25 protein-coding genes are annotated in these 23,334 nt (G+C 64.8%); 8 read left to right on the top strand and 17 right to left on the bottom strand.

All coding sequences use genetic code 11. The features are described from left to right. Window positions 1-59 precede the first annotated feature (59 nt). Entirely contained in the window at window positions 60-776 is a 717-nt protein-coding gene (locus K2Y42_RS08005; protein WP_291150793.1) for an SDR family oxidoreductase, read from the top strand. An 18-nt stretch (window positions 777-794) separates the two neighbouring features. Here K2Y42_RS08005 and K2Y42_RS08000 read toward each other — a convergent pair whose 3' ends face one another. From K2Y42_RS08000 to K2Y42_RS07990, 3 genes are all read right to left on the bottom strand, one after another. Then, on the bottom strand, window positions 795-974 hold the full coding sequence (locus K2Y42_RS08000; protein WP_291150791.1) for a hypothetical protein: 180 nt from the start codon (window positions 972-974) through the stop codon (window positions 795-797). Between the two features lie 251 nt (window positions 975-1,225). Beyond that, complete coding sequence (locus K2Y42_RS07995; protein ID WP_291150789.1) at window positions 1,226-1,744, bottom strand: hypothetical protein; 519 nt, start codon at window positions 1,742-1,744, stop codon at window positions 1,226-1,228. Window positions 1,745-1,905: 161 nt separating this feature from the next. After that, window positions 1,906-2,208: a hypothetical protein gene (locus tag K2Y42_RS07990; RefSeq protein ID WP_291150787.1), complete on the bottom strand. Its 303-nt coding sequence runs from the start codon at window positions 2,206-2,208 to the stop codon at window positions 1,906-1,908. 328 nt (window positions 2,209-2,536) lie between these two features. Here K2Y42_RS07990 and K2Y42_RS07985 point away from each other — a divergent pair, with 328 nt between their 5' ends. Beyond that, window positions 2,537-3,745 carry a pyridoxal phosphate-dependent aminotransferase gene (locus K2Y42_RS07985; protein ID WP_291150784.1) on the top strand — a complete coding sequence of 403 codons (1,209 nt, stop codon included), beginning with the start codon at window positions 2,537-2,539 and terminating at the stop codon, window positions 3,743-3,745. Window positions 3,746-3,812: 67 nt separating this feature from the next. Here the strand turns inward: K2Y42_RS07985 and K2Y42_RS07980 are convergent, their stop codons facing one another. The 3 genes from K2Y42_RS07980 to K2Y42_RS07970 form a co-directional block, all read right to left on the bottom strand. Then, a complete protein-coding gene (locus K2Y42_RS07980; RefSeq protein WP_291150782.1) occupies window positions 3,813-4,553 on the bottom strand; it encodes a cytochrome b/b6 domain-containing protein in 741 nt (246 codons plus the stop codon). Continuing rightward, window positions 4,553-4,993 carry a cytochrome c gene (locus K2Y42_RS07975; RefSeq protein WP_291150779.1) on the bottom strand — a complete coding sequence of 147 codons (441 nt, stop codon included), beginning with the start codon at window positions 4,991-4,993 and terminating at the stop codon, window positions 4,553-4,555. The genes K2Y42_RS07980 and K2Y42_RS07975 overlap by 1 nt, the downstream gene beginning before the upstream one ends. A gap of 147 nt (window positions 4,994-5,140) precedes the next feature. Further along, window positions 5,141-5,401 (bottom strand): hypothetical protein, encoded by a 261-nt coding sequence (locus tag K2Y42_RS07970; RefSeq protein WP_291150777.1) that lies wholly within the window; start codon window positions 5,399-5,401, stop codon window positions 5,141-5,143. A gap of 465 nt (window positions 5,402-5,866) precedes the next feature. Here K2Y42_RS07970 and K2Y42_RS07965 point away from each other — a divergent pair, with 465 nt between their 5' ends. Continuing rightward, on the top strand, window positions 5,867-7,954 hold the full coding sequence (locus K2Y42_RS07965) for an elongation factor G (protein ID WP_291150774.1): 2,088 nt from the start codon (window positions 5,867-5,869) through the stop codon (window positions 7,952-7,954). Window positions 7,955-8,053: 99 nt separating this feature from the next. Here K2Y42_RS07965 and K2Y42_RS07960 read toward each other — a convergent pair whose 3' ends face one another. Beyond that, window positions 8,054-8,698 carry an SH3 domain-containing protein gene (locus K2Y42_RS07960; protein WP_291150771.1) on the bottom strand — a complete coding sequence of 215 codons (645 nt, stop codon included), beginning with the start codon at window positions 8,696-8,698 and terminating at the stop codon, window positions 8,054-8,056. Window positions 8,699-8,843: 145 nt separating this feature from the next. After that, window positions 8,844-9,662, bottom strand: a complete 819-nt coding sequence (gene sfsA / locus K2Y42_RS07955) for a DNA/RNA nuclease SfsA (RefSeq protein ID WP_366512371.1) — start codon at window positions 9,660-9,662, stop codon at window positions 8,844-8,846. A 102-nt stretch (window positions 9,663-9,764) separates the two neighbouring features. On the opposite strand from sfsA, the gene K2Y42_RS07950 reads away from it, so the two are divergent. Together K2Y42_RS07950 and K2Y42_RS07945 are read left to right on the top strand one after the other, a co-directional pair. After that, window positions 9,765-10,529: a molybdopterin-binding protein gene (locus tag K2Y42_RS07950; RefSeq protein ID WP_291150769.1), complete on the top strand. Its 765-nt coding sequence runs from the start codon at window positions 9,765-9,767 to the stop codon at window positions 10,527-10,529. Window positions 10,530-10,688: 159 nt separating this feature from the next. Then, window positions 10,689-11,843, top strand: a complete 1,155-nt coding sequence (locus K2Y42_RS07945; RefSeq protein WP_291150767.1) for an RlpA-like double-psi beta-barrel domain-containing protein — start codon at window positions 10,689-10,691, stop codon at window positions 11,841-11,843. A gap of 12 nt (window positions 11,844-11,855) precedes the next feature. On the opposite strand, the gene K2Y42_RS07940 is transcribed toward K2Y42_RS07945, so the two are convergent. Both K2Y42_RS07940 and K2Y42_RS07935 read right to left on the bottom strand, forming a co-directional pair. Then, window positions 11,856-12,464 (bottom strand): hypothetical protein, encoded by a 609-nt coding sequence (locus K2Y42_RS07940; protein WP_291150765.1) that lies wholly within the window; start codon window positions 12,462-12,464, stop codon window positions 11,856-11,858. Window positions 12,465-12,576: 112 nt separating this feature from the next. After that, a complete protein-coding gene (locus tag K2Y42_RS07935) occupies window positions 12,577-12,915 on the bottom strand; it encodes a hypothetical protein (RefSeq protein ID WP_291150763.1) in 339 nt (112 codons plus the stop codon). A 482-nt stretch (window positions 12,916-13,397) separates the two neighbouring features. Between K2Y42_RS07935 and K2Y42_RS07930 the strand changes: the two genes are divergently transcribed. After that, window positions 13,398-13,691, top strand: coding sequence for a GIY-YIG nuclease family protein (locus tag K2Y42_RS07930; RefSeq protein ID WP_291150761.1), 294 nt, complete (start codon window positions 13,398-13,400; stop codon window positions 13,689-13,691). Window positions 13,692-14,037: 346 nt separating this feature from the next. On the opposite strand, the gene K2Y42_RS07925 is transcribed toward K2Y42_RS07930, so the two are convergent. The 5 genes from K2Y42_RS07925 to K2Y42_RS07905 form a co-directional block, all read right to left on the bottom strand. Beyond that, window positions 14,038-14,283 carry a hypothetical protein gene (locus tag K2Y42_RS07925; RefSeq protein ID WP_291150758.1) on the bottom strand — a complete coding sequence of 82 codons (246 nt, stop codon included), beginning with the start codon at window positions 14,281-14,283 and terminating at the stop codon, window positions 14,038-14,040. Window positions 14,284-14,395: 112 nt separating this feature from the next. After that, on the bottom strand, window positions 14,396-18,169 hold the full coding sequence (locus K2Y42_RS07920) for a vitamin B12-dependent ribonucleotide reductase (RefSeq protein ID WP_291150756.1): 3,774 nt from the start codon (window positions 18,167-18,169) through the stop codon (window positions 14,396-14,398). A gap of 630 nt (window positions 18,170-18,799) precedes the next feature. Further along, window positions 18,800-20,305, bottom strand: a complete 1,506-nt coding sequence (locus K2Y42_RS07915; RefSeq protein ID WP_291150754.1) for a sodium:solute symporter family protein — start codon at window positions 20,303-20,305, stop codon at window positions 18,800-18,802. Beyond that, window positions 20,305-20,541: a hypothetical protein gene (locus K2Y42_RS07910; protein WP_291150753.1), complete on the bottom strand. Its 237-nt coding sequence runs from the start codon at window positions 20,539-20,541 to the stop codon at window positions 20,305-20,307. Before K2Y42_RS07910 ends, K2Y42_RS07915 begins: the two co-directional genes overlap by 1 nt. A gap of 104 nt (window positions 20,542-20,645) precedes the next feature. After that, a complete protein-coding gene (locus tag K2Y42_RS07905) occupies window positions 20,646-20,993 on the bottom strand; it encodes a metalloregulator ArsR/SmtB family transcription factor (RefSeq protein WP_291150752.1) in 348 nt (115 codons plus the stop codon). 119 nt (window positions 20,994-21,112) lie between these two features. Between K2Y42_RS07905 and K2Y42_RS07900 the strand changes: the two genes are divergently transcribed. Beyond that, window positions 21,113-21,520 (top strand): NADH:ubiquinone oxidoreductase subunit NDUFA12, encoded by a 408-nt coding sequence (locus K2Y42_RS07900; RefSeq protein ID WP_291150750.1) that lies wholly within the window; start codon window positions 21,113-21,115, stop codon window positions 21,518-21,520. Between the two features lie 161 nt (window positions 21,521-21,681). Continuing rightward, a complete protein-coding gene (locus K2Y42_RS07895; RefSeq protein WP_291151435.1) occupies window positions 21,682-22,206 on the top strand; it encodes a DUF2155 domain-containing protein in 525 nt (174 codons plus the stop codon). A gap of 231 nt (window positions 22,207-22,437) precedes the next feature. Here the strand turns inward: K2Y42_RS07895 and K2Y42_RS07890 are convergent, their stop codons facing one another. Beyond that, complete coding sequence (locus K2Y42_RS07890; protein WP_291150749.1) at window positions 22,438-22,746, bottom strand: hypothetical protein; 309 nt, start codon at window positions 22,744-22,746, stop codon at window positions 22,438-22,440. A gap of 209 nt (window positions 22,747-22,955) precedes the next feature. Next, entirely contained in the window at window positions 22,956-23,258 is a 303-nt protein-coding gene (locus K2Y42_RS07885; protein WP_291150748.1) for a PsiF family protein, read from the bottom strand. Between the last annotated feature and the right edge of the window lie 76 nt (window positions 23,259-23,334).

Raw genomic sequence — 23,334 nt, 5'->3', positions numbered from 1 at the left:
CGCCGAACACCAGTATAGTGCCGTAAAACCACGGACCGAGAGACCTCCGGAGACACGATATGAGCGTTACACGAACCGCGCTTGTGACAGGCGCGAACCGGGGCATCGGATTCGAGATCGTCCGCCAGCTCGCGCGGCTCGGCATCGTGGCCGTGATCGGCGCGCGCGATCTCAATGAGGGCACGGCCGCCGCGGCGAAGCTTCAGTCGGAAGGTCTCGACGTTCCCGTGGTCGCGCTCGACGTCGACCGGGAGGACAGCGCGGCCGAGGCGGTGGCGGAGGTCCGGCGTCTCTATGGCCGTCTCGATGTGCTCGTGAACAACGCAGCAATTCTCATCGACGCGCCGGGCGGCTTCAAAGCCAGCCTCTTCGATCTGGAGTCGGAGACGCTACGGCGCACGATGGAAACCAATCTGCTGGGGCCGGTGCGGCTCATCAAGGCCGCGGTGCCGGAGATGCGCGAGCAGGGCTATGGGCGGATCGTCAACGTGTCGTCGGGCGCGGGGCAGCTTGCCGACATGGGCAGCGGCTATCCCGCCTATCGTATGTCGAAGACGGCGCTCAATGCGCTGACGCGGATCACGGCGGCGGAGCTCGGTAACGGGGCCATCAAGGTCAACGCGATGTGCCCGGGCTGGGTGCGGACCGACATGGGCGGGGCGAATGCGGACCGCTCGCCGGAAGAGGGCGCGGATACGGCTGTGTGGCTTGCCACGCTGCCGGACGACGGGCCCACGGGCGGCTTCTTCCGCGACCGCAAGCCGATCGCCTGGTAGCCGGCGGGGCGCTTTTGCTTAGAGGCCGCGAACGAGGTTGCCGACCATCAGCGTGAAATAGGCGGTGATGGCGAGCCAGAATTCCTGATGCGGCAGGTAGCGCGGCACGGGAATGAAGCCGAGCTTGGTGATGAGAGCCAAGGTCGCGAGCACGAACGAGATCAGAAAGATCACGATTGTCGGGGGATTGAGCCTCATACCGCGAACTCCCTCATGTTGACCGGTGCGTGCCGCACTGCTGGCCTTTTTTGCCGATGCGCGGGGGCACGCTCCGCCCCGTCGTCGCCGGCGCCATAATAGGCAGCGCGGACCGGGGCGCAACGGGGCGTTCCGTGTTCGGTGTCAGCTTGGCCGAGGGCTGGGTTCAGGACGCAACAAGGGGCGGGCGCAGGGCCCGGCGCGCGGGGCCGGATCGACCGGCCGCGGGCGCGAGGCGACAGGATTGCCGATTAAAGCGCGCGGGCGGTCTTCAGGCTGCCGAGCGACGAGCCGGCCGGGACCAGGAACGTCGTGAAGGCGCGATCCGGGGTGCTGAGATCCCGGCAGGTGACGGCGACGTGGCCATCCAGCTTCTGATGATCTGCCGTGGTGGCGACGTTGGCGATGGCGACGATCTCCAGCACGCGCTCGGCCTTGCCGCTGGAGATGGTGATGCGATCGCCGATCGAGAGACCTGTGACGGCGGGCGCCCAGGCGGCGGATTCAAGGGCCGCGCCGTTGGCGTCGACCCGGCCTTTCGGGGCCAGCCAGTAGGCTTCGCTGCCGGATACCGGAGCCGCGCCGACCGTTTCGTTGGCTGCGACTTCGACCTTGCGGGGGGCCTGTTCGAGAGCTGCCGTAAATCGTCCCGCGACCACGTCTTCCGTATTCGAGGCCGCCAGCCCGACGGCGCATGCGGCGAGCACCGCAAGACCCGCGAAGCTCCGGGCGGCTGCGGATAAGGCGACAGCAGAGGGACGGCGGGTCATGGTGCGAGCCCTTTGGTGATCAGGTGGTGACTTAATCCGGCGGAGTCTCTCAAGGTCACGGGTAACGCTTATAGCGCGGTCTGGTTTCAAGGGCGAGCCCGCGCACGGAGAAGTTACAGGGCCCACTTAACCTTTCACGCTCAACCTTCTACGCGAATCTCTTACGCGGACGGGCCCCGGCCGGATTGGTCGGAGGGGCGAGAAATTGCCTTGGCCCGGGCGCCGTGCACCCGGCACAAATGACGGAAAAAGGCGGTGTTGAAGACGGCCATGGCGGCCACAGCGCCGGCGAGGAGGACAGCGGAGGCGTTGCGGTCCATCTGGGCGGCCACCGAGCCGTCGGATGCGAGCGCGATGCCGACGTGCCAGCCGGTCAGGCCAACCATCAGCGTAAAAACAGCGATTCCAGCGACCAGGTCCGGCAAGTGCTTCCGGAATACAGGGGAAAGTCTGAGATGCTTCATGCGATCTGATCTCCTTTCCAGCGAGATTCGCCAACGTGATCCGAGGCCAATATCACCCGTGCGCTGTGGCCGGGGTTTGCTCCAAATGTGGCGACGGCGCGCTATTCCATAGTTCCTAAAATGTTACCGAAACGTGTGGTGCCGCTTCGACACGGTTGGCAGGGCCGCCCGCTTGCGCGGGCACGCCGCTTGCCACCCTCCCTAGCTCATCAGGGGCATGCCGTTAGTGCCGCACGGAACTTTGGGCATATTGACATCCGTAGCGTCAGCGGTAGCGTCCGCGCCGCGCGAATACTGCAATTTCAAACACATTCGAAAGATTGATCAGATGGGCTTTTTTGCCGACAGCCTGAACCGTATCCAACCGTCCGCGACCATCGCCGTTTCGATGAAGGCGCGGCAGCTCAAAGCGCAAGGCCGCGACATTATCTCTCTCTCGGCAGGGGAGCCGGATTTCGACACGCCGGAGAACATCAAGCTCGCGGCCATCAAGGCGCTCAAAGAGGGCCGGACGAAATACACCGACGTCGACGGTATTCCTGAGCTCAAGGCTGCGATCGTCGCGAAGTTCAAGCGTGACAACGGTCTCGACTACACCGCCGCTCAGGTGTCGGTCGGCACGGGCGGCAAGCAGGTGCTCTACAATGCGCTGCTGGCGACGCTCAACCCCGGCGACGAGGTCATCATCCCGGCGCCGTGCTGGGTGTCGTACGCCGATATCGTGCAGCTCGGCGGCGGCAAGCCCGTGTTCGTGCCGACGCGCATCGAGGACGGTTTCCGGCTCAAGGCCGAGGCGCTGGACGCGGCCATCACGCCGCAAACGAAGTGGCTGATCCTCAACTCGCCGTCGAACCCGACGGGCGCGGCCTACTCGCATGCCGATCTCAAGGCGCTGACGGACGTTCTGATGCGGCCGAAGAACCAGCATGTGTGGGTTCTGACCGACGATATGTACGAGCACTTGCTCTACGACGGCCTCAAGTTCGCAACGCCGGCGCAGGTCGAGCCCGGGATCTACGATCGCACGCTGACCATGAACGGCCTTTCCAAGGCCTACTGCATGACGGGCTGGCGGCTCGGCTATGCGGCGGGACCGGTCAAGCTGATCGATGCGATGCGCAAGCTCCAGTCGCAGTCGACGTCGAACCCGACCTCGATCACGCAGTGGGCGGGCGTCGAAGCGCTCAACGGGCCGCAGGATTTCATCGCCCGCAACAACGCCGTGTTCGTGCAGCGGCGCGACCTCGTCGTCGGCATGCTCAACCAGGCGAAGGGGCTGATGTGCCCGAAGCCCGAAGGCGCGTTCTACGTTTATCCGAGCTGCGCGGGCGCGATCGGCAAGACGACGCCGAAGGGGTTCGCGATCAAGACCGACGAGGACTTCGTCACGGCGCTGCTCGAGGATGAGGGCGTGGCCGTGGTGCATGGCGCGGCGTTCGAAGGCTCGCCTGCGTTCCGCATCTCGTATGCGACGTCCACCGAAGCGCTGACGGAAGCGTGCACGCGCATCCAGCGCTTCTGCGGAAACCTGCGCTAGGAGTAAGGGCCTCTCCCCAGTCGAAGATGCTGGGGAGAGGGTTTCCAAACGTGAGGCTGCCGCCGTCTTAAAGTTTGAGGCTGCCGCCTACGGCAAGAATGCCGCCGAGCACGATGGCGGCCGCGGCGGCGAGGCAGGCTAGGGCGCGAAGACCTGCGCCTCGCGGGATCTCGGCGCGCGAGGCATCGGCGTAGGTTCCGGCGGGTTTTGTGCCGCGGATCATCGCCTGAATGAGCGGCTCCTTCTTCACGATCGTGTAGAGCGCGTTGGCTGCGATATGAAGCGCGGCCAGCGGCAACAGCACGACGTGGAAGATCTGGTCGTGGAGCCGCGCCGCGCGGGCGTTGCCGGCTTCGCCAACGAGGCGGTAGAGCGGCCCGCCGACGAGATCGTTGTCGTCGGTCGCGAACAGGCCGAGCGTGCCCATCGCGAGGAGCGTCGCCAGCAGCGCGATCACCATGAGAGCGCCGAGCGGATTGTGGCCGAGGAACGGGGTGGCGCCGCCACTGACGAGCCCGCGCGCATAGGAAAGCACGCGGGCCGGGCCGCTGACGAAGCTCGCGAAGCGCGCCGTGGACGAGCCGACGATGCCCCACAGAACGCGCCAGACCAGGAGGGTCAGGATCGCAAGGCCGTTGGCGCGATGAACCACGAGCGTTTCGTCACCGAGCGCCTCGGCGAACTCGAAGCTCGCCCAGGCCACGACAATGAGGATCAGCAGCGTCCAGTGAAAGAGACGCGTCGGCAGATCCCAGGCAGCGACGCGGGCCGGTTCGCTCGCGGGGGGCGCGCTCACTGGTCCGGGCATCAGGATTTCGGCTTGCGGAACTTCTTGTGGCAGCCGCTGCAGTTGCCCATCACCTGCTTCCAGGTGTCGGGGAAGGTATCTTCGTCGGTGATGCTGGCCTCGGCCGCCTTTGCCGCTTCAGCGAGTTTTTTGAAGCGGTCTTCGAAGTCGGCCTTCTCGTCCCAGATGACGGGAAGCGCTTCGGTTTCGTTGCCGGTCTTGGAGTCGTCGGGGAACAGGGGCGGGAGACGGGGTGCTGTTTCCTGGATGGCCTTCAGGGCTGCCTTGACCTGGGCGAGATCGAATTCCGCTTCGCCTTTGAACATGGCGCCGACGGGCTTGGTGGCCTTGCCCATGTCCTTGAGCAGCTTCTTGCGCTCGTCGATGACGGCGACATTCTGGGCTCCAACCGCGGTTGCTCCGATTGCGGCGGCAACAAAAGCCAAGACGATGCGGCGCATGAACTTCCTCCCTCTCTGCGTCCTGACGGGCTGATGCGATGCTTCCGTCGCCCACGACTATAGGCGCGGACAGCGTCCCATCAGACACAAAAAAGGCGGGCCACTTGGAGCCCGCCTCGAATTCTCAGAGATATCCGATGCCGCCGCTCAGCGGCTCGGAAGCAGCGCGCGAGGTGCGTGCGCGCGAATGTCGGAGAGCGACAGCATGTGCGCGACCCAGTGCTCGAAACGGGCAAACGGGAGCGACATGCGGCGTGCGGCGCTTGCTGCTGCGGCGTGGCCATTGCGAAGCGCAAATTCCGGTTGGCAGCGGTTCAGCTCGGCGAGATCCTCTTCGGAAGCCGTCATGGCGTAACCGGCGGCGTCGGCCGCTTTAACAAGTGACTTGGTCAGCAAATCTCTACTCATCTGAGGCGTCCTCCTGCAGCTTAAGCGAACTTTCGAGGCATTGGTTCCTGGCCAACCACTCGAAATTTAACCGCCTAGCACTGCCTCCCGGCACGTTTGTTGTTCAGACTCACGTCTGCGTCCATCACCTGAAGCACTTACACCCCAAAGCTGACACTTTCATGATGCGGCCGAGACGCTATTTCTTCAAGTAATTTTTCGAAACAATTTTCACGAAACAGTCTTCCGCAGATGCGAATACTTGCTGCATCGCAATAGATTGCATCGCGACTCACGCATCGAGTGTGAGCCGCAATGATTAGCGCGCGATTAAGCGGAAGCCCCTTGCGTCTTGGACGGCGCGGCGCGACGATCATCGACGTCGCGCTCCTTCGTGAGGCGCGGGAATGCGCGACGCGTGCATTTCCTTGCGCCTCGTAGCGCTCAACCCGGACCCTCGATCCGGGAAGCGGGAAGGAGGACACCATGGGGCAATCCACTCGCCCAAGGGGCACCACAGTCGCGGGTGCCGGCACAGGGACTTCCGGCCGCAGCACCCGCTGCATCGCACTGATCGGACCATTTCTGTCCGGAAAAACCACTCTGCTCGAAGCCATACTGGCGCGCACCGGAGGGATCGTCCGGGCCGGCACGACGGCGGAAAAGACCACGGTGGGTGACGCTTCCCCCGAAGCACGCGCCCACGCCATGAGCGTGCAACTCAACATCGCCGATGTCGAATTCATGGGCGACACGTTCACCTTCATCGACTGTCCGGGATCGATTGAATTCCAGTATGAGGGCGCGGAAGCGCTGACGGCGTGCGATGCGGCGATCGTCGTTTCCGAACCCGATCCCAAACGCGTGCCGTCGCTTCAGCTCACGTTGAAGCAACTCGAGGATCGCGGCATCCCCCACCTTCTCTTCCTGAACAAGATCGACGCCTGCCAGACCCCCATCCGCGAAATCGTGCCGGCGCTGCAACCGGCGTCCACCAAGCCGCTCGTGCTGCGCCAGATCCCGATCTGGGAGAACGGGGCGGCGACGGGGTTTATCGACCTCGCGCTCGAGCGCGCGTTCCTGTTCCGCAAGAACGAGCCTTCGGAAATGGTGGAGATGAGGACCACCGATTTCGAGCGTGAAAAGGAAGCGCGCTTCCACATGCTCGAGCAGCTCGCGGACTACGACGACGACCTGATGGAAAAGCTGCTGTCGGACCTGCCGCCGGACAAGGAACTCGTGTTCGGCGATCTCTCGCGCGAATTCGGAGACGGGCTCATCTGCCCGGTGCTGCTCGGCAGCGCGCAGAACGGCAACGGCATCCTGCGGCTGTTGAAGGCGTTGCGCCATGAAGCCCCGTTTGTCGATGTCACGGCGCGCCGCCTCAAGGTCGAGAACGCCAAGAGTGCGGCCTACGTGTTCAAGTCGCTGCATACGGGGCATGGCGGCAAGCTCTCGCTCGCGCGGGTTTTGACGGGAACCATCGGCGACGGCACGACTGTCACGGGTGGCGAGGCGAACGAAGAGCGCGTGGCCGGCGTCTTCGCGATGAAAGGCGAGGAGACGATCAAGCGCGGGGCGGCATCGGCCGGCGATACGGTGGCGCTGGGCCGGCTCGACACTGTGCGGACCGGCACGACGATCACCGCCGAGAAATCGGGCATCGTGCAGATCAGCGGTCCCGACACACCGGAACCGGTGCTTGCATCGGGCATCGGCCTCAACGATCGCAAGGACGAAGTGAAGCTGTCGTCCGCGCTCGCCAAGCTGATCGAAGAGGATCCCTCTCTGGTCGTGGAGCACAATGGCGAAACGCATCAGGTGCTGCTCAAGGGTCAGGGAGAGATGCACCTGCGCGTGTCGTTCGAGCGCCTGCAGCGCAAGTACGGCGTGGCGGTGGAGCGGCACAAGCGGCAGGTGCCCTACAAGGAGACGATACGCAAGGCGACCGAGATCCGCGGCCGCCACAAGAAGCAGTCCGGCGGACACGGGCAGTTCGGCGACGTGGTGCTGTCCATCGAGCCGCAACCGCGCGGGGCGGGTTTTTCCTTCGGAGAGACCATCACCGGCGGCGTCGTGCCGAAGCAGTTCATTCCGTCCGTTGAAATCGGCGTCAGCGACTACATGAAGCACGGGCCGCTGGGCTTTCCGGTGGTCGACATCGCCGTGACGCTGCGCGACGGCTCCTATCATACGGTGGACAGCTCCGACATGGCCTTCCGCCAGGCGGGGCGGCTCGCGATGAGCGAGGGGATGCCGAAATGCCAGCCGGTGCTGCTCGAGCCCGTGATGGCCGTCGACATTTCCGTGCCCTCCGATGCGACGGCGCGCGTCAACGGCATGATTCCGCAGCGGCGCGGGCAGATCCTGGGTTTCGACAGCCGCCCCGGATGGCCCGGTTGGGATGTGGTGACGGCGCACATCCCGGCGGCGGAGATCGATGACCTGATCGTGGAGCTGCGGTCGGCGACGTCGGGTGTCGGCACCTATACGGCCAAGTTCGATCATCTCGCCGAACTGACGGGACGGCTTGCCGACCAGGTGCTGTCGGCGAGCGGCGAGGCGGCCGAGTAGGCGCGCGGATCGCCACACGGCTTTACGAAAATAAGAAACGCGGCATCCCGGATGCCGCGTTTCGTTCATTTCTGGGGGTGTCGCACGGACTAGCCGTCGTCAGTGCCGTCCGTCGCCGCGACGATCGCCGCGGTTGTCACCGCGATCGGGGCCGGGGCCACGATCATTGCCGCGGAAATCGTTCTGGCCAGGGCCCCGTCCACGGTCCGGTCCGCGATCCGGGCGCTTCCAGTCGCGCACAGGCGCCGCCTTCATGCCCGCGGGCTGGCGGTAATCCTTGCGCCACCAGCCAGCTTCGCGCTTGCCGGACGGCGGGCGATGCCAGCCCGGACGCGGCCGAACCTGATGTCCGATCCAACGGGCGCGCTCCTTGTACCAGGGGCGCCCGACGTAATAGCGGTCCCAGTAGTCGGCGGCGGCAAAGCGCACGACGGGGATGGAGAACGCGGCGAGGCCCACGTCCGGCAGCGAGACGTAGCGTCCGCGCTGCTCGAACGCGAGATACTCGCTGTAGACCCAGCCGCGCTGGCCGGACCAGATCACGTCGCACCAGGACTCGTCGTCGAGGCAGCCGCGAATGTCGACGGGGTCGCCTTCGGGGATCACGTTGACAGCCGGGAAGTCGGTATCAGGTCCGGTTCTGAAGTTGACGTTGGCGGTGGAAAAGCCCGGGGCCGCGCCGGCCGCCCCGACGCCCATCGCCGTGAAGACGGCCAAGGCGCCCATCCATGTCAGTCTGCTCATTCGCACCTCTTGATCACCATTCGCTCGTTGCTCGATCGCGCGATCTCACGTTCTGCAAAGCCAGGGGCCAATTGCAGGACGCGAAACGCGACCGGGAGCTAACGCTGTACGAGGGATGAATCCGGCGCGGGGGCAGTTCGTTCCATTACTTTTTCGTCGTGTTGGTCGTGTGCCTTTGCGTCGCGCCCCGCTTCGGGGCTCCGGGCGCGATTGCGGCGGGGCTCTCGCGCAATGGCGCGCTGGCCTGCACACTTTCACGAAATGGCACGGCGTGCGCCAACGTGATCTCCTGCGGCGTGACCATGCAGGAGAGAGCAAGGGCTTCGACACCGGCTGCGCGCGCGGCTGCGAAGGCGGCGGCGTAGCGCGGATCGACGTCGGCGGCGAAGTCGAACATCTCTGCGTCGGCGCGCTGGATGAGATAGATCATGACGGCGCGATGGCCGGCCGCGACCATGGCGCTCAACTCGACGAGATGCTTGACGCCGCGCTCCGTCACCGAATCCGGAAACTCAGCAAGACCAGGTGTGCGCGAGAGATGCACGTTCTTGATCTCGACGTAGGCCAGGCCGCGGGCGGGGTCTTCGAGCAGGATGTCGATGCGGCTCGACAGCCCGTACTTCACCTCGCGCCGCAGGCTCGCGTAACCGGCCAGTTCCGGTATGCGCTGCTCGGCGATGGCGTCGGCGACGATGCGGTTCGGGTGGCCGGTGTTGATGCCGACGAGGACCGGGCCCTGCCCGAGATCCTGCTCCACCAACTCCCAGGTGTGCGCGTATTTGCGCGTGGGGCTTGCACTGACTGACAGCCACACAGGCGCGCCCGGGGTTGCGAGCCCCATCATCGAGCCGGTGTTGGCGCAGGTGGCGGTGACGGCTTCGCCGGTGTCGAGGATGACGTCGGCGAGGAACCGCTTGTAGCGCTTGACCAGGCGGCCGCGCACGAGGGGAGAGGGGAACATCATGGCTGGCGAGGAATAGGAGGGGGCGGGCACAATCGCAACCGGCAATCCCGTTGGCCGTTAGAGCCGTGGTAGGGTGGCGCGACCAATCGAGGACTTGGGCCCATGACGACATCCGACACGCCTGAAACATCCGATGCGACCGTGACCGCAGGCTTGCTCGTGATCGGCGACGAGATCCTTTCCGGACGCACGAAGGACCGCAACATCGGCACCATCGCGGAGCATCTGACGGGCATCGGCATTGCGCTTTCGGAGGTGCGTGTCGTGGGTGACAGCGAGCAGGACATCGCAGCCGCCGTCAACGCGCTGAGGTCTCGCTATACATATGTGTTCACGACTGGCGGCATCGGGCCGACGCACGACGACATCACCGCCGACAGCATCGGCGCGGCCTTCGGGGTGGCGGTCGATGTCGATCCGCGCGCGGTCGCGATGATGGAGCCGGTTTACGCGGCGCGCGGCATTCCGCTTACGCCTGCGCGTCTTCGGATGGCGCGTGTTCCGGCTGGGGCAGAGCTGATCGCCAACCGCGTCTCGGCGGCGCCCGGCTTCCGAATTGGCAATGTGTTCGTGCTGGCCGGCGTGCCCGACATCATGAAATCGATGCTCGACGCTGCGACAGAACAACTCAGGACCGGCCCCAAAATGCACAGCGTTTCGATTGTGCTGTCGAAACCGGAAGGCGAGATCGCAGAGCTGTTTGCGGCCCATCAGTCCGCCTACCCCGATATCGCGATGGGCAGCTATCCTTCCTTTGAGAACGGGCGATACCGCACCGAGCTCGTGCTGCGCGGCGTCGATCCGGCCCGTCTCGAAGACGCCCGATCCGGCCTTGCAAATACACTCGCTGAGCGCGAGCTTCTTTAGAACTCCTCTCAACTGATTGTCCGGCCTTCCCCTCCGTGCGGCAACGTTGCCGGTCGCCCGCCCACGTTGTGGCTGCTCTTTTGCGCCACGACAGAGTTAACGGACGGGGGGATGCCGTCCGGCACACGACAATCGGAAAAACAGAAATGGAGCTGATCGATGCGAACACATTCGAGCGGGCGTGCCCCGCGAGGTGCCCGTAAGATCGCAGGACACGTCGTTTTCGCCCTGACGCCGGCACTCGGAGCCCTCTTCTTCGCGGGCGCCGCCGTCGAGGCGAAGACCCCCGGCAAAAGCTACTGCTTCTACGGCAAGTGCCATCGCGTGAAGACGCTTGCCGAGACGCGCGCGCTGATCGGCAAGGACGAGACGATCCAGGCTTCGCACTACGACTCCTGTAAGCGCGACCGCTACAACCCGTGTGGACTGACGTCCTCCGGTGAGCCGTTCCGTCACGATGCGCCCGACAACGCCGCAAGCCCTGTCTATCCGGACGGCACGACTGTTCTCGCCTGGGCGCCGGCGACCGGCGCGTCCGTCGTGCTGCGCATCAACAACGCGGGCCCCTATTGGGGCAACCGCACGCTCGATGTGTCGATCAAAGCGGCCGAGGTGCTCGGCTTCAAGGGGCAGGGCGTTGCCACGCTCAAAGTGCGCGTGATCGATGCGCCGAGCCAGGAAGAGGCGACGTACAAGCGCAATCGCTCGTATCCGAAGGTGCCGGGTTACATCGGGACGTTCGCGAGTCTCGACGAGGCTCAATCTGGCGCGGCCACGGCCTACATGGTGGCCGGTCTCGATTCGCCTATCCCGCTTCTCGGCGCAGGCAATCCGACGCAGCTCGCCGGCGCCATCGGCACGCAGAGCGGCTTAGCACCGATGGTGCCGACCGTGCTCGCAGCCGTCGCACCCAAGCCTGCTGACGATGCGGTGAAGGTCGCGCCGGCCGCCGTTGCGGCCAGCCCTGTCGTTCTTGCAAGTCTTGCTGTTGCCCAGGCCCCGGCGGCGGCCGTGCTCAAGCCGGTCGACGCCCAGCCGCGCAAGTCGCGCGCCGAGCGTACGGCGCAACGCAACTCGCGGGCCTACCGCGTTGCGCAGCGCAAGCAGAACCGCCAGCAGCCGGTTCGCGCAGAGCAGCCCGTTGTCGTGGCCGAAGCTCCGCCGCAAGGCCGTCGTATCGTGACGCAGGACGGCACGAACGACATGTCGGTCTTCACGCGGCATCCCTTTGCCGGCATCGACCGCATTGCGCCCGAGGAATCGCGCCGTCGTCAGGCGAGCTACGCCAGCTACAACAACGGCAACGACGGCTGATCGTTTGATTGGTTAGATGACAGCATTGGTCGCGGCGGCGTCGGGGGAACCTGCTCCGCGCCGCTGCGGCTGATCATAAAGCTCGTAGTGCGTCTCGAGCGTATCGAGGAACATCGCGACGAGATCGAGCAGCGGCCCGAGCGCCATGCGCCCGGCGACGCGATACTGCTCGGTGATGGGAAGGGCGGTCGCGTCGAGCGGTGCGGCCGCATCCTCGTCGATCAACCCGCGCGAGCGCAGATATCCCGTCATGCCGTCGCCCGCGTCGAAGGCCTCGGCCTGCTCGTCCGCCAGCTCGCTTGCCGCGTCGGCGATGATTTCCGTGCCGCTCGTGTAGAGCCGCGAGACAAGCTTGAAGTAGCTGTCGGCCTTGGCGAGATCTTGCGCGCATTCGCGCGATTTCAGTACGCGCGCCAGCAGAACCATTTCGAGACCGCGTGCGGCTTCGATGGCCGCGCGCTCTTCGCGGCGCTGTTCGTTCAGGCCGTCGGCGAGGCGCGCGTCGCCTGCGTTCCAGCTCAGATTCGATTTCAGGAGATCCTCGCCCGCGGCCAGTGCGGAGTCGAGATGATCGGCCAGGAGATAGACGACGGCAGGGGCCGCGAGGCCGGCGGGCGACATGGGTAACTCCGTTTCAAGTGGCCGGGTGCGGCGGCGCTTGATCTGCGCGCCCGGTCTCAGAAGGCGAACGAATTCCGTGTCCGCCCCAATCATGAACCGATTCGGGCGGGGTTTAGGCATCGGGCGCGGGCAGCATCGAGAGCAGAGTGACCAAGGCGCGTTGAACGTCCTGGCTGCTGTTGGCGATGTACTGTCCGAGTGTCGAGGATGCCGCAGCCCGCCAGCGTTCCTCGTTCGAGGGATAGCTTGCGATGGCCGCGAGGCTCGCGAGCAGCGCCGCGTCCGAAAACGGGTGGCCGATGGCGAGACGCTGACGGATCACGGGCGCGATGCGCGCGAGTTTTCTCATGCTGCCGGACCTCAGCGTTCCGTCGCCTTGCGGGGCGGAGCGCTTTCCAGTCGACCCGATGCCGGATGCAATCCGGGCAAGCCGTGGAATGAAGGCGGCCATGGTCACCCTCGTGCGAAGGGAGCCGTTCCGTGCCTCGATACTCTTACCTGATGGACGCTTTACCTGGTGGACGCTTGTCCGCTCACGCGCGTTTTGGGACGCGCTACGCTTGCGGGGACGCAACTGGAGAGACGTGCTCAGCCTTTCCGGTGAGAAGGGCTTGAGGCGGGCTCTACGCTACGGGAAGCCTCGCCTTTGGGGCGCTGCGGCAAGCGTTTCCACTCCCTCGCCGCGCCTTACGTTCTCTTTGTTCATATTGCGCTTTTGGGGCCCGCCCGTCTTTGCTTTCCCGGCCACCGTCCACAGATGTGGACAAGTACGGCGCTGATTTTCTTGCGGATGTGGCGCTGCGCGGATGGGGCCGCCCGTCACAGGTCATTCCCCGCGCGCGATCCTTCGCTGATCGAACGCGATGTGTCCTGGCTTGTCATCCTAGGCCTTGTGCCTAGGATCCATTGATCGGCGAAATTCGGAGCGAGGTTGTGCGCGCCTACTTCGTCTACATCGTTGCGAGCAAACCCTACGGCACGCTCTACATCGGCGTGACCAATGACATCGTGCGACGGGCAGTTGAGCATCGCGACGGGCTCGTTCCAGGTTTTACAAAGAAGTACGCCGTGAAGGTCCTCGTTCATCTTGAGGCGTTTGCGGATGTCTCCGTTGCGATTCAAAGGGAGAAATCTCTCAAGCGCTGGCCGCGAGAATGGAAGACGAACCTCATCGAGAGGACCAACCCGCATTGGGAGGATTTGTTGCCGGGATTGATGAACGGGTGAGGGGGATGGTCACATTGCCACTGCTTTCCCGATTTGAGGAATGGATCCTAGGCAGAAGGCCTAGGATGACAGTGGTGGTTGGGGCGGCGGGTTGCGTCAATCGTCGCGTGGCGTCGCGTTGAGCCGTGCTGATTTAGCAGTTTTGGTGAAGTCCGGCTCACCTTGTCATCCTCGGGCTTGTCCCGAGGATCCATTGGGCGGCTTGGAGAGACGTGAGTTTCTTGAAGCGGCGCGCGCTGCGGTTACCGCTTTCCCAAGCGGTGGGATAGGTCCTAGGCACAAGGCCTAGGATGACAGTGGGAGGATGGGCGGCGGATTGTGCTTTCCCGCACGTTGCGGCGGGATATCACCCTCGCAGCCAAGCGGACCACACGTCGCGGGCGGGGACGGCGCGTTGGATGGCGAGTTCGGCGGCGTCACGCGTGGGGAAGATGCCGACCGGGTCGGCTGGGGGCTGAGTGGGCGCCGGGTCCGCGCGCGTTTCGAGGAGCGCGAACGAGCCCGCCACCAATGTGCTTGCAGCAGATGCAATGCGCGCCACGCACCAGCGGCCGTCGGGGAGTTCGAGGAGTTCAAAGGGCGTCGAGGTCATTCGGCGTGCTCTCTCGTCTCGATCGTTTCGCCGTTTCCTTCCCGTCGGTCGTGCTGTTTCTTCTTGTTCAAACGAAAAAGGGCGGGACTTGCGGTCCCGCCCTTGAACTTTCTTAGCTGCAGCCGCTCGTCGAGCCGCAGGTGTCGCATTTGAGGCAGGTGCCGTTTCGCACCATCGTGAAGTTCTGGCACTCCGAGCACGAGACGCCCTCGTAGCCGCGCAGGCGGGCTTCGGCGACGCGGTCGTTCGATGACCGCTTGGTCGCCACGACCTGCGTTTCCGAGACCGTCGTGCGCCGGTACATGACCTCGGTTTCAGCCTTCAGCGCGTTTGCGCCGTCGGTGTAGAGCGCGGTCGCGCCTTCGCTGATCGGGTAAGTCTCCGTCATGTCGTGCTGCAACGATACGGCGTGGCCCGCGTCGTGGTGCTGGCCGCGGCCGCCGGATGCGAGGCGGAGATTGCCGCGCATGAAGCCCTTCGACACGACTTTGGTGACGCTCTCCGGCAGGTTGAGGTCAAGCTGCTCGTCCGTCTCGGCATCCGAGGAGCCGAGGCCGGTTTCGCCCACGATCTCGCGCGGATCGACGTGCGCGAGGTCGTTGCGGCCGAGGTAGGACACGGCCAGCTCGCGGAAGATGTAGTCGAGGATCGAGGTCGCGTTCTTGATCGTCTCGTTGCCCTGCACGAGGCCGGCCGGCTCGAAGCGTGTGAACGTGAAGGCCTCGACGTACTCTTCCAGCGGCACGCCGTACTGCAGGCCGAGCGAGATGGCGATGGCGAAGTTGTTCATCAACGAGCGGAAGGCGGCGCCTTCCTTGTGCATGTCGATGAAGATCTCGCCCAGGGCGCCGTCGTCGTACTCGCCGGTGCGGAGATACACCTTGTGGCCGCCAACCGAGGCCTTCTGCGTGTAGCCCTTGCGGCGGCCCGGCATCTTGGAGCGCTCGCGCACGTCGGCGCGGGCGTCAGCCTTCTTCAGCTCGGCCTCAAGCTCGGTCACGCGCTTGGCGAGCTTTTCAGCGGCCGCCATGATGCGCTGGACCTGCGGCTTGTCGGCGGTCATCTGCTCGACGGCTTCGTCCTGCTCGTCGATGTCGTCGCCGAGCACCTGGGCGTTCAGAGGCTGCGAGAGCTTGGAGCCGTCGCGGTAGAGGGCGTTGGCCTTGAGGGCCAGGCGCCAGGAGAGCTTGTAGCTTTCCTTGCAGTCGTCGACGGTCGCCTCGTTCGGCATGTTGATGGTCTTCGAGATCGCGCCCGAGATGAACGGCTGAGACGCGGCCATCATGTAGATGTGGCTGTCGACCGACAGATAGCGCTTGCCTTTGCGGCCGCAGGGCGAGGCGCAATCGAACACCGGCAGATGCTCGGCCTTGATGTGCGGGGCGCCTTCCAGCGTCATGGCCCCGCAGACGTGCTCATTCGCGGCCTCGATCTCCTTCTTCGAGAAGCCGAGGTGGGCGAGCAGATCGAACGCGGGATCATCGAGCTTGGAGGACGCGATGGCGAGCTTGCCGGTCAGGAACTCATCGCCCAGCGTCCAGCGGTTGAAGACGAACTTGATGTCGAACGCGGTGCCGAGGCCGGCTTCGATCTTGGCCAGGATCTCAGGCGTGAAGCCGCGTGCGATCAGCGAGCTGTGATTGATGCCGGGAGCCTGGGCGAGCGTGCCGTGGCCGACAGCGTAGGCTTCGATCTCGGCGATCTCGCTTTCGCGGTAGCCGAGGGTGCGAAGTGCTTCCGGCACGGCGCGGTTGATGATCTTGAAGTAGCCGCCGCCGGCGAGCTTCTTGAACTTCACGAGCGCGAAGTCGGGCTCGATGCCGGTGGTGTCGCAATCCATGACGAGGCCGATCGTGCCGGTCGGCGCAATGACGGTCGACTGGGCGTTGCGGAAGCCCCACTTCTGGCCGCGATCGAGAGCGACGTCCCAGGCAGCCTGAGCGGCGGTGACGATGTTCTGGTCTGGGCAGTTTGCGGTGTCGAGCGGCACGGGCGAAATCGACAGCGCCTCGTAGCCTTCCGCGTTGCCGTAAGCCGCGCGGCGATGGTTGCGGATCACGCGCATCATGTCATTGCGGTTCGGCTCATAGCCGGGGAACGGCCCGAGCTCGCCGGCCATTTCAGCGGACGTGGCGTAGCTGACGCCGGTCATGAGCGCCGAGATGGCGCCGCAGATGGCGCGGCCCTTGTCGGAGTCGTAGGGAATGCCGGATGCCATCAGCAGGCCGCCGATGTTGGCGAAGCCGAGGCCGAGCGTGCGGTAGCGGTAGCTGAGCTCGGCGATCTGCTTCGACGGGAACTGCGCCATCAGCACAGAAATCTCGAGCACCACGGTCCACAGGCGGCAGGCGTGCTCGAAGTCGTCCGTGTTGAAGCGCTTATCGCCTTCGTTGCGGAAAGTGAGCAGGTTCATCGAGGCGAGGTTGCAGGCCGTGTCGTCGAGGAACATGTATTCCGAGCACGGGTTCGAGGCGCGGATCGGCCCCGACTGCGGGCAGGTGTGCCAGTCGTTGATGGTGGTGTGGAACTGGATGCCCGGGTCTGCGGAGGCCCATGCGGCGTGGCCGATCTGCTCCCAGAGATCGCGAGCCTGCACAGTCTTGACGGTCTTGCCGGACGTGCGCGAGGTCAGCGCCCAGACTTTGTCTTCCTCGACAGCGCGCAGGAACTCGTCCGTGACGCGCACGGAGTTGTTCGAGTTCTGGCCCGAGACGGTGAGGTAGGCTTCGCTGTCCCAGTCGGTGTCGTAGGTCGAGAAATCGATGTCCTTGTAGCCCTGGCGCGCGAACTGGATGACGCGGTGGACGTAGCTCGTCGGCACCTCGTCGCGGCGCGCTTCCTTGATGGCGCGCTTGAGGGCGGGGTTCTTCGCGGGATCGAAGCAGGCGTCCGAGTCACCCTCGCAGTTGACGCAGGCCTTCATCACGGCCTTGAGCCGCTTCTGGCAGATGCGCGAGCCGGTGACGAGGGCGGCGACCTTCTGCTCCTCCTTCACCTTCCAGCCGATGTATTCCTCGATATCCGGATGATCGACGTCGACGACAACCATCTTGGCGGCGCGGCGCGTGGTGCCGCCGGACTTGATGGCGCCCGCGGCGCGGTCACCGATCTTGAGGAAGCTCATGAGGCCGGACGAACGGCCGCCACCCGAGAGGCGCTCGTTGGCGCCGCGCAGGCTGGAGAAGTTCGAGCCCGTGCCGGAGCCGTACTTGAAGAGACGCGCTTCACGCACCCAGAGGTCCATGATGCCGTTCTCGTTGACGAGATCGTCGTTGACGGACTGGATGAAGCAGGCGTGCGGCTGGGGATGCTCGTACGACGAGGCGGAGACGGTCAGCTCGCCCGTCTCGTGATCGACGTAGAAGTGACCCTGGCTCGGGCCGTCGATGCCATAGGCCCAGTGCAGGCCGGTGTTGAACCACTGCGGCGAGTTCGGCGCGGCCATTTGCTTGGCGAGCATGAAGCGGTGCTCGTCGTAGAAGGCGCGGGCGTCATCCTCGGTGGTGAAGTAGCCGCCCTTCCAGCCCCAGTAGGTCCAGGTGCCGGCGAGACGATCGAAGACCTGGCGGGCGTCGCCTTCGCCGCCGAAGCGCTCGGCTTCGGGGAGCGCTGCCAGCGCGCGGTCGTCGGCGACCGAGCGCCAGAGCCACGAGGGAACCTGCGTCTCTTCGAACTTCTTCAGGCGGCGCGGCACGCCGGCCTTGCGGAAATACTTCTGCGCGAGAATGTCGGCGGCGACCTGGCTCCAGGCCTCGGGTACTTCGAAGCCTTCGAGGCGGAAGACGACCGAGCCGTCGGGATTTTTGATTTCAGATGTCGCGCGGCGGAATTGGATGGTCTCGTAGGGAGATTTGCCAGCAGTCGTAAAGCGCCGCGTGATCTTCATAATTCCCTCGTGCAAGGTAACGTTTTTTCGGACGAGCGGCGCAACGAGGTACGGGATGGCGCAGCTATTTGAGTACGCGGAACGCGATGATTTTTAGACACACCTCTCCCGTGGTCCGCCGCAGCGCGACGTTCCAAGGCCAGCATTCAAAGGGAGGCTGACGCGGGGCGATGACAGAGCAATTGGTGGAGCACACAAATGGCGCCGGACTCGACTTGTCTCACTCGGCCGGCGACGTGATCAAAGTAGTGCGATTCGATTAAGGGCGAAACTCGGGCGAGCTATATTTTGTGGGTCGCAGGGGCAACCGTAACAACATCTAGCGGGTGTTGGTAAGCTGGGGATTGACACCGCAGAGGGCCGGAAAATGGGCCCCAGACGCGGAATGCCGCAAAATTGGGCATGTGGAGAACACCGCAAACCGGGCAATGCCGAACGCTGATTGAAGACTACGCCGATTCCCATTCTGTCGGGTATCGGCAAGGGTGTTGCAAATCCGTCTCAATCGCTGTGTCGGCAACTCCGCGGTTTTGCGATCGGTCCGACACAGTGCGGCACGCTCTCGTACGAGAGAAGAAGTGTGCCGGCGGCGGGCGAGTGGCCGCCGCCGACAAGGCTTCGTGCGCAGGCTTACTCGGCGGGTTGAGGATGAAGCGGCGCGGTGCTCGCGCGGCGCTTCTCGACGAGATCGAACAGCTCATCGACGCGTTTGCGTTCCGCCTCCGTCTCAGGGAAGCCGTAGGCGAAGGCCACGTAGATCGCCAGGTTGACGGCCAGTGCGACGGCGCCTGAGGTCAGACCGTAGGCCCAGGGCAGGTAGCCCGGGAAAACCAGTTCCAGCGCGACGGCGATGGCGAAGCCCACCATCATGCCGGCAATGGCGCCGTAGGCGTTGCCGCGACGCCAGAAGATGCCGAGGAACTGCGGAACGGCGAGCTGGATAATGCCCTGGTAAGCCAGCACGCCGAGCGAGAACAGGGCTGGCAGCTCAAGGCAGGCGAGCCAGGATGCGAGCACCGTCAGTCCCAGCATGCCGATCTTGGCCAGCAGGATGAGCTGACGTTCCTCAAGCTTCCAGTAGTTGCCGATCAGGTCGTTGGCGATCTGGGCGCCGGTCGCCTGGATGTTGCCGTCGGTGTGGCCCATCGAGGCGGCGAGCACGACGACGCCCGCGAGGCCCAGCAACCAAAGCCCGCCCGCTTCCTGGCTGACGATGAACCAGACGTCGTTCGGGTGCTCGGCCACGCCCGGGATCTTTGAGGCGAACATGCCGAAGATGAGGAGTGCCGTGCAGAAGACAAGAGAGAGCGGCACGGCGAGGGCGGCCGACTTCTTCAGGCTCTCGACGCCATCGGCCGTGAAAAGGCGGACGAAGATGTAAGGCCAGCACCAGCCGCCGATGGCGCCGGTAAAGATCAGGCTGAAGACGTACAGCGGGCCTTCGGTGGAGCCGTGCGAGGGAATCGCGAACATGCGCGGTTCGAGAGAGGCGAACGTGATGTCTTTCGCCACGACCATCCAGACGATCAGGCCGACGAGCATGGCCGTGCCGACGATGTAGGCGAAAATGCCCTGGACCATGTCGGAAATGACGACGCCGCGCATGCCCATGCGGACGGTCCAGATCTGGCGCAGCGCGATGACCGCGACGCCGGTGATGACCGCCTGCGAGAAGCTGAGCGTGCCGAGGGACATGTACTGGAAGAGCGTTCCGAGCGCCTGCATGCCGAGCACCAGCCACGGAATGCCCGATACGATGCCGACGACCGCGGCGATGGTTTTGATGTGGCGGGAACCGAAGCGCAGCGACAGGAGATCCGGCTGGGTTCGCAGATCGAAGGTTTTGCCCCAGACCCAGACGGGGCGCGCCATCAGGTACATGAGGACGACGGTGAGCAGGCTGTACGTCAGCACGTAGAATGAGATGACGCCGGAACTCGCGGCCATGGCGCCGAAGGCGGTGAACATCGACCCCGGATACCACGTGTTGAGGAACGACATCGCCTGGTAGCGCGCGTCGAAGGCGCGGCCGCCGACGGCGTATTCGGAAAAGTTGCGGTCGCGGATGCCGCTGGCCTGAAGGACAATAATCACGATGGCGAAAAATGCCGCGAGGGCGCCGAATGTGATGAGCATCAGCCGGTCTCCCCGGTGCGCGCATCGACGGCATAGGCCGCGACGATGCTTGCGGCGATGAAGACCGCCACGGCCACGAAATAGAAGACGGCCGCGGGCAGACCCAGGATCGGCGTCGTCTTGCCGTCGGCCGCCCAATAGATCGGCGGCGCCAGGGCCACGATCGCGTCAGCGACAAACCACGCGTTGATCCACGCCGCGCGCTTGCTGCGCGGCGCCTTGTCGGCTCGTGTCATTCCCTGCTCCTCCCCTGACGTTCAGGTCTTGTTTTTGTCGTTGGCGGCTGCACTGACGGCGCCGTCCTGTTTGGTAAGGCAACTCGGCTCGTCGCCGGTGCGCGTCATGTGTTTCGCTCGCCGGTGTCGCGGTCTTCGACCCCCGCCGTGAGTGCGTCGAACCGCTCGTCCCGGAGCGCCTCGTAGTCGTCGATCCAGGTTCGCGCGGCGGCGAGAGGGGCGGCGTTCAGCGCGCAGAGGTGCGTGCGCCATTGCACATTCTTTTGCAGGAGGCCGGATTGCTCGAGCACCTTGATGTGCTTCGAGGCGGCGGCCAGCGACATCGGCAGCGGTTCGGCCAATTGGCCGACGGTGCGCGGCCCCGTCGAGAGCTGGCGCAGGATGGCGCGGCGGGTCGGATCGGAGAGTGCGTGAAACACTCTGTCGAGATTGGCGGATTCTCGTTCAACCATGTCGTTAAGCTAGGTGGGCGCGATTGTACGGTCAAGGCCGGGATTGCGCTGAAAGGCATCTGGCATTTGACGGCGGAGCGCGGTAGGTCAGAAGCAACGTCACGGCAAAGGCAGAGAGCATGGGAATTTTCAGCGAAATCTTCAGTTGGTGGGGCGGCAACACCTGGGGAACGCGGCTGACGATCGCGCGCCAGGGCCGCTATGTCGGCGGCGACTCGTTCGGCAACCGCTACTACGAGCAGATCAAGGGTGTCGGCGCCGAGGGCTGTCACGGGCTGCCGCGCCGCTGGGTCACCTATGCGGGCATCGCCGAGCCGTCCAAAGTGCCGCCCGAATGGCACGGATGGCTGCATCACACCTTCGACACGCCGCCGACTGAGGAGCGCTATGTGCCGCGCGCCTGGGAGAAGCCGCATCGCCCGAACATGACGGGCACGCCGGACGCCTATCGGCCGAGCGGTTCGATTCTGGCGAGCGGGCAGAGGCCCAAGGCGACAGGCGACTACAAGCCCTGGCGGCCAGAGTAAGCGACGTCGAAGCTCGGTTGCAGTCGATGCGGTTGGCGGGAATGCCCGCCATGGCTGCGCCATCGTTGAGCTGCATGGGATTGGGCAAGCGCGGCGGGCGGTGCCGTTGCCGTAAGGACGCGGGCTTTATGATCTGCCTCATGACGGGCGTGAAACAGACGATGGGCTCGAATCGGCGCCCGGGCAGGGTGCTTGCCGCGCTGGGCTTGATCCTGGCCGTGCTTGGCCCGGCGTCTGCCGACACGGGCGCGCGCTACGACAATCGCGTGGCCGTCTTTTCGGCCCTCGACAAAGTGACCGCCACCATCAAGACGCTCGAAGTGGGCATCGGCGAAACGGTGCAGTTCGGTGCGCTGAAGGTCACGCCGCGCGTCTGCTATTCGCGGCCCCCCACCGAGCAGCCGAAGACGACGTCGTTCGTCGAGGTCGACGAAATCCAGCTCGACGGCGCGGAGAAGCGCATCTTCACGGGCTGGATGTTCGCGCAGAGCCCGGGGCTCAATGCCGTCGAGCATCCCGTGTTCGACGTGTGGCTGACCGATTGCCAGAAGCCGCGCAATTCGATCGCCCAGCAGCAACAGCCGGGACCGCCGCCTGTGGAAGGCGCGGCGCCGGCCGAACCCGAGGCGTGGGGCCCGGCCGAGGAAAATCCCTCCGACACGCAGCGGCGGCGCGTCCGGCGCTAGGCACCGTCTCGCTCTAGAGTTGGTCGCTCGATTGCTAGGGCAATCTCCGATCTAACGGAACCGCAAGAAGATCTAGGTGACTGGACCCTGACCTTCGTCAGGGTGACGGATATATTTGTCGCTACGGACCGCTCATTCCCAACGTCATCCTGGCGGAGGCCAGGATCCAGTCACGCCTCACGCTATGCTCATCGAGCGGACGAGCGCGAAGCCGTGTGATCGGAAAATGCTCTAGCGGCCGCGGCTCGACCCGTCGCCATCGGGGCAATAGTCGCGCGCGGCCAAGCTGCCGCTCAAAAACCGGCAAATCTCATACTTGCGCGCTGGGTTCGCCCGCATCTCGGCATCGGAGACGCGCACGCCGTTCTTGCGCGCGACGCGCGCGAGCTCGGCGTCGTTGCAGTACGGGGTCGAGATCCAGCCGTTGCTCGATTTCTGAAAACCGTCCTTGCAGACGATGGCGGCCTGTGCGGCGGGCACGGCCGTCAGGAGCGCAAGCGTGCCTGCAACCGAAAGGGCCAAGGCGCGAAGTGTCATCATGGCATGTCTCCGGGTTTGCTGCTCTGCCGGGCTTGCTGTGCAGGCAGGGCGATGCCTCTTTCAGGTGGTTCGTCGACCTCTTCCGCGCAAGGGCGTGACGGGTACTGGCGCGATATCGCGCCCGGCCGAAACGAAAAAAGGACCCGCACGATGGCGGGTCCAGGAGGGGAGGGGAAAGGAAAGGGGAAGTGAACGCGCAAGAGTAAGGACTAGGCTTTCTTGTCGGTCTTCTCGGCCTTCTGGTGGGTAGCCGCAGGCTGCATCGGCTTGTGGCTCGCCGGCTTGCTGTAGGCGGTCTTGTGCGACGCGGCCTTGCGCAGGCAGTCGTGGCGGAAGGCCACGCGCGCCTTGCCGTGCAGGTTCTTGGCATTGGCGTCGGCCGAGCACTGCAGCGAAGCCTGGCTGCGCGGATGGGCAACGGCGGCCTTCTTGGCATCGGCGGCGGATGCGACACCGGCAAAGCCCGTAGCCAGCATCATGGCGGCAGTCACGAACGCGATCGTCTTAGACATGGTAGACCTCATCAAGGTTGAACTCGGCGCCGGCTCCGGCGGTGTCGCCCGGCGTGTCGCCGCTGCGGTCCCTCCT

This window comes from Hyphomicrobium sp., from assembly GCF_019744875.1.
GTDB lineage: Bacteria > Pseudomonadota > Alphaproteobacteria > Rhizobiales > Hyphomicrobiaceae > Hyphomicrobium_C.
The sequence above is the reverse complement of the archived record's forward strand: the minus strand, read 5'-3'. Positions and strand labels throughout refer to the sequence as shown.